1 protein-coding gene is annotated in these 6,742 nt (G+C 44.1%); it reads left to right on the top strand.

Annotated elements, in window-relative coordinates:
• The coding region (locus AC5YD2_RS15965; RefSeq protein WP_496127240.1) for an Ig-like domain-containing protein at positions 1-6,742 on the top strand (6,742 nt) is incomplete at both ends.

Here is a 6,742-nt window from a genome sequence, read left to right as displayed (position 1 = left end):
GATCCTGCAGGTAACGAAACTGATGCTGCTCCAGAAGAATTGGTGATTGATACCACTCCACCAATCATCGAAATTGATCCACCAGTGGAAACTAACGATACGACTCCTGAGTTAACAGGTAAAACTGAGCCAGGTGCAACTGTCGATGTTGTTGTTAAAGACAAAGATGGCAATCCAGTAGCGACAGGTCCAGCGACGGTTAATCCAGACGGTTCTTGGACTTATACTCCGACGACTGAATTACCAGAAGGCGAATACACAGTTGAAGCAACTGCGAAAGACCCTGCAGGTAATGAAACTGATGCTCCAGCAGAAGAGTTAGTGATTGATACAACACCTCCTGAAATCTCGATCGATCCTCCTATTACAACTAATGACTTAACACCAGAAATTACAGGTAAAACTGAACCAGGTTCAACAGTTGATGTTGTGATCAAAGATAAAGATGGAAACCCAGTTGTTGAAGGTACTGCGACTGTGAATCCAGATGGTTCTTGGACTTACACACCAACAGAAGAGCTACCAGAAGGTGAATATACAGTTGATGCAACTGCGAAAGACCCTGCTGGTAATGAGAAAAAAGAAGAAGGGATTGGTGGATTAGAAATCGATACAACACCTCCTGAAATTACTATTGATCCACCTGATAACGGCAGTGATGATGATGATGAATGGGTTGTTACCCAGCAATCAGCAGTCGCTGCAAAATTTGCAGCTTTCTCTTTGCAGTCCGTAGCTGCATCGGAAAAGCTCTTAAAAGCGGAGACGAGCGTGGCTTTCCATATAAAAAATCCAGAATACATATTTACTGGAAATACAAAAAATGATGTTGTAAGAGCCGAACTGGAAATCTTGGATAAAGATGGAAATGTGGTTTCTAAAGGACCTGCAACGACTTATGACTTAACAACTAATAAATGGTCGTATAACACAGGTGTTAAACTTGCAGACGGTGAATATACTTTAATTGCCCGTGGTTATGATAAAGCAGGTAATTTTAATACAGATTCTATTCAGGTTATCGTTGATACTGTTGCTCCTCTTGTAGAAGTAGTGGATTATGGTTTAACCAATGATCCGACTCCGACATTTAACGGAACCACAGAACCTGATGTTCAAATGGTTCGTGTAACTGTTAAAGATGAGGCAGGTCAAGTTGTTCAATCTGCAGTGATTACTCCAAATGCAGATGGTACTTGGTCTTATACTCCGACTGATCTAGTAGATGGTAAGTATACTGTAGAAGCGGTTGCGCGTGATTTGGCAGGTAACGTTACTCCTGTTCCAGATGTTGCTGGTGTAATTGTTGATACAACACCTCCACCAGTTGCGATTGATGATCGTGCGCCAACAAATGACACGACGCCTGAATTAACAGGTACAACTGAGCCAGGTGCGACAGTTGATGTTGTGATCAAAGACAAAGATGGCAACCCTGTAGCACAAGGTCCAGCGACGGTTAATCCAGATGGTACTTGGACTTATACTCCAACAACTGAATTACCAGAAGGCGAGTACACAGTTGAAGCAACTGCGAAAGATCCTGCAGGTAATGAAGCAACTGTTGATGCTCCAGTTGATCTAGTAATTGATACTTCTGCTACAAGTGTAACGATTGATCCAATCGACCTTACCAATGATTCAACACCAGACATCACAGGTACCACTGAACCAGGTACAACAGTTGTTGTGACTGTAACTGATGTAAATGGTAAAGAAGTTAAAGGTCCTGCGACAGTAAATCCAGACGGTACTTGGACCTTCACACCATCTGAGCCTTTGGCTGAAGGTGAGCAGAAAGTTGTTGCGGTTTCAACTGACAAGGCGGGTAACACTGCTGATGCGAATGAAGACTTTGTTGTAGATACAGTTCCACCAGTGGTATCAATCAACCCAGTTGAAGAGACCAATGACACGACGCCTGAATTAACAGGTACAACTGAGCCCGGTGCGACAGTTGATGTTGTTGTTAAAGACAAAGATGGTAACCCTGTAGCACAAGGTCCAGCGACGGTTAATCCAGATGGTACTTGGACTTATACTCCGACAACTGAATTACCAGAAGGCGAGTACACAGTTGAAGCAACTGCGAAAGATCCTGCAGGTAATGAAGCAACTGTTGATGCTCCAGTTGATCTAGTAATTGATACTTCTGCTACAAGTGTAACGATTGATCCAATCGACCTTACCAATGATTCAACACCAGACATCACAGGTACCACTGAACCAGGTACAACAGTTGTTGTGACTGTAACTGATGTAAATGGTAAAGAAGTTAAAGGTCCTGCGACAGTAAATCCAGACGGTACTTGGACCTTCACACCATCTGAGCCTTTGGCTGAAGGTGAGCAGAAAGTTGTTGCGGTTTCAACTGACAAGGCGGGTAACACTGCTGATGCGAATGAAGACTTTGTTGTAGATACAGTTCCACCAGTGGTATCAATCAACCCAGTTGAAGAGACCAATGACACGACGCCTGAATTAACAGGTACAACTGAGCCCGGTGCGACAGTTGATGTTGTTGTTAAAGACAAAGATGGTAACCCTGTAGCACAAGGTCCAGCGACGGTTAATCCAGACGGTTCTTGGACTTATACTCCAACAACTGAATTACCAGAAGGCGAGTACACAGTTGAAGCAACTGCGAAAGACCCTGCAGGTAATGAAGCAACTGTTGATGCTCCAGTTGACCTAGTGATCGATACTACTGTTCCTGTTGTGACTATTGATCCAATTGACGTAACCAATGATGCTACTCCAGACATCACAGGTACCACTGAACAAGGTACAACTGTTGACGTAATCGTTAAGGATGTAAATGGCAATCCAGTAGCACAAGGTCCAGCGACGGTTAATCCAGATGGTACTTGGACTTACACGCCAACGACTGATTTACCTGAAGGCGAATACACAGTTGAAGCAACTGCGAAAGATCCTGCTGGAAATACTGGTTCTGCAAATGATGACTTCACAGTAGATGTTGATGGTCCGGTTGTGACAATTGATCCGATAGACTCTACAAACGACACGACTCCAGAAATTTCAGGTACAACTGAGCCAGGTTCGACAGTTGATGTTGTGATCAAAGACAAAGACGGCAACCCTGTAGCACAAGGTCCAGCGACGGTTAATCCAGATGGTACTTGGACCTATACTCCGACGACTGAATTACCAGAAGGTGATTATACAGTTGAGGCTGTAGGTAAAGATTCTCTTGGTAATACAGGCGAACCAGCTACTGAAGAGTTTGATGTAGATACAACGTCGCCAATTGGTGTTTCAATTGATCCTGTAAATGATACAAATGACAATACACCAACCATTACGGGTAAAACAGAGCCAGGTACAACTGTTGTTGTGACTCTAACTGACGAAAATGGTAAAGAAGTTTCAGGCCCAGCGACTGTAAATGCAGATGGGTCGTGGACGTTTACTTCTGATGTTCTTACTGATGGTAAGCAAAATGTGGTTGCAGTTGCGACTGACAAAGCGGGTAACAAAGCACAAGCAATTGAAGACTTTATCGTTGATACGATTGGTCCAGACATTGATGTTTATCCAGTTTCTTTAACTGATGAAATCAATGACAAAACACCAGAATTTACAGGTAAAACTGAAGCTGGTGCAAAAGTTGACTTAGTTATTACTCATGTCCCAACAGGTTCAGTATTAACAGCAACTGTATATGCCGATGCTGAAGGTAACTTCAAATATGTACCATTCTTTGAAGCTCCAGAAGGCGACTACACAGTAACTGGTGTAGCGACTGATAAATTGGGTAACAAAGGTGCTCCAGATTCAGAAGAGTTCCGCGTTGATGTTACTCCTCCAACAAATGTATCTATCAATCCAATTGAAGATACAAACGACACAACACCAGAAATCACAGGTACAACAGAAGTTGGTTCTTCTGTACAAGTCACCATTACTGATGAAAATGGTAAAGTAGTTACTGGTCCTGCGACAGTAAATCCAGATGGTACTTGGACTTACACACCATCTGAAGATCTAGCAGAAGGTCAGCAAGATGTTGTTGCAGTTGCGACAGACAAGGCGGGTAACACTGCTCAGGCGGTTGAAGACTTCGAAGTTGACTTGGATGGTCCGGATATCACAATCGATCCGATTGATTCTACAAATGACACAACGCCAGAAATCACAGGTACAACAGAACCAGATTCGACTGTTGATGTTATTGTAAAAGATGCTAATGGCAACCCTGTAGCACAAGGCCCTGCGACAGTTAATCCAGATGGTTCTTGGTCGTTCATTCCAACTGAAGCATTGCCAGAAGGTGAGTACACTGTTGAAGCAGTAGCGAAAGACAAACTTGGTAATCCATCAGATCCTGCAACTGAAGGCTTCGAAGTGGATACGACTTGTCCAGTAGTATCAATTGATCCAGTAGAAGTAACCAACGATACAACTCCGACAGTGACTGGTAAAACTGAACCAGATGCGACAGTAGATGTAGTCATCAAAGACAAAGATGGCAATCCAGTAGCGACAGGTCCAGCGACGGTTAATCCAGATGGATCTTGGACTTATACTCCAACAACTGAATTACCAGAAGGCGAATACACCGTTGAAGCAACTGCAAAAGATCCTGCTGGAAATGATACTGATGCAGAACCTGAACAGTTGGTAATCGATACAACTCCTCCTGTTATTACGATAGATGAAATTGATCCAACCAATGACACTACGCCTGAAATTAAAGGTACAACTGAGCCAGGGGCGACTGTTGATGTTGTTGTTAAAGACAAAGATGGCAACCCTGTAGCACAAGGTCCAGCGACGGTTAATCCAGACGGTTCTTGGACTTATACTCCAACGACTGAATTACCAGAAGGCGAATACACAGTTGAAGCAACTGCGAAAGACCCTGCAGGTAATGAAGCAACTGTTGATGCCCCAGTTGATCTAGTGATTGATACGACTGCACCAACAAATGTAACGATTGATCCAATTGATCTTACAAACGATGCAACGCCAGAAATCACGGGTACGACTGAACCAGGTTCAACAGTACAAATCACCATTACTGATGAAAATGGTAAAGTAGTTACTGGTCCTGCGACAGTAAATCCAGATGGCACTTGGACTTACACACCATCTGAAGATCTAGCAGAAGGTCAGCAAGATGTTGTTGCAGTTGCGACAGACAAGGCTGGAAATACAGCTGATGCTAAAGAAGACTTCGTTGTAGACTTTAGTGGTCCTGATGTTTCAATCGATCCGATTGATGAAACCAACGACACGACTCCTGAAATTTCAGGTACAACTGAGCCAGGTTCGACTGTCGATGTTGTGATCAAAGACAAAGATGGCAATCCAGTAGCGACAGGTCCGGCAACTGTTAATCCAGATGGTTCTTGGTCATACACGCCAACTGAAGCATTGCCAGAAGGTGAGTACACCGTTGAAGCAGTAGCGAAAGACAATCAGGGTAACCCATCAGAACCTGCAACTGAAGGCTTCGAAGTGGATACGACTGGCCCAGTGGTATCAATTGATCCGCTTGACGATACCAACGACACGACTCCTGAAATTTCAGGTAAAACTGAGCCAGGTTCGACTGTCGATGTTGTGATCAAAGACAAAGATGGCAATCCAGTAGCGACAGGTCCAGCGACGGTTAATCCAGATGGGTCTTGGACTTATACTCCGACGACTGAATTACCAGAAGGCGAGTACACCGTTGAAGCAACTGCGAAAGATCCTGCAGGTAACGAAACTGATGCTGCTCCAGAAGAATTGGTGATTGATACCACTCCACCAGTGATCACAATTGATCCACCAGTGGAAACTAACGATACGACTCCTGAGTTAACAGGTACAACTGAGCCAGGTGCAACTGTTGATGTTGTTGTTAAAGACAAAGATGGTAACCCTGTAGCACAAGGTCCAGCGACGGTTAATCCAGACGGTTCTTGGACTTATACTCCGACGACTGAATTACCAGAAGGCGAATACACAGTTGAAGCAACTGCGAAAGATCCTGCAGGTAATGAAGCAACTGTTGATGCTCCAGTTGATCTAGTGATTGATACGACTGCACCAACAAATGTAACGATTGATCCAATTGATCTTACAAACGATGCAACGCCAGAAATCACGGGTACGACTGAACCAGGTTCAACAGTACAAATCACCATTACTGATGAAAATGGTAAAGTAGTTACTGGTCCTGCAACTGTGAATCCAGATGGTACTTGGACTTACACACCATCTGAAGATCTAGCAGAAGGTCAGCAAGATGTTGTTGCAGTTGCGACAGACAAGGCTGGAAATACAGCTGATGCTAAAGAAGACTTCGTTGTAGACTTTAGTGGTCCAGCAATCTCGATTGATCCGATTGATGAAACCAACGACACGACTCCTGAAATTTCAGGTACAACTGAGCCAGGTTCGACTGTTGATGTGGTGATCAAAGACAAAGATGGCAATCCAGTAGCGACAGGTCCGGCAACTGTTAATCCAGATGGTTCTTGGTCATACACACCAACTGAAGCATTGCCAGAAGGTGAGTACACCGTTGAAGCAGTAGCGAAAGACAATCAGGGTAACCCATCAGAACCTGCAACTGAAGGCTTCGAAGTGGATACAACTGGCCCAGTGGTTTCAATTGATCCGCTTGACGATACCAACGACACGACTCCTGAAATTTCAGGTAAAACTGAGCCAGGTTCGACTGTCGATGTTGTGATCAAAGACAAAGATGGCAATCCAGTAGCGACAG

It is taken from the genome of Acinetobacter sp. CY73, from assembly GCF_059515865.1.
The sequence above is the reverse complement of the archived record's forward strand: the minus strand, read 5'-3'. Positions and strand labels throughout refer to the sequence as shown.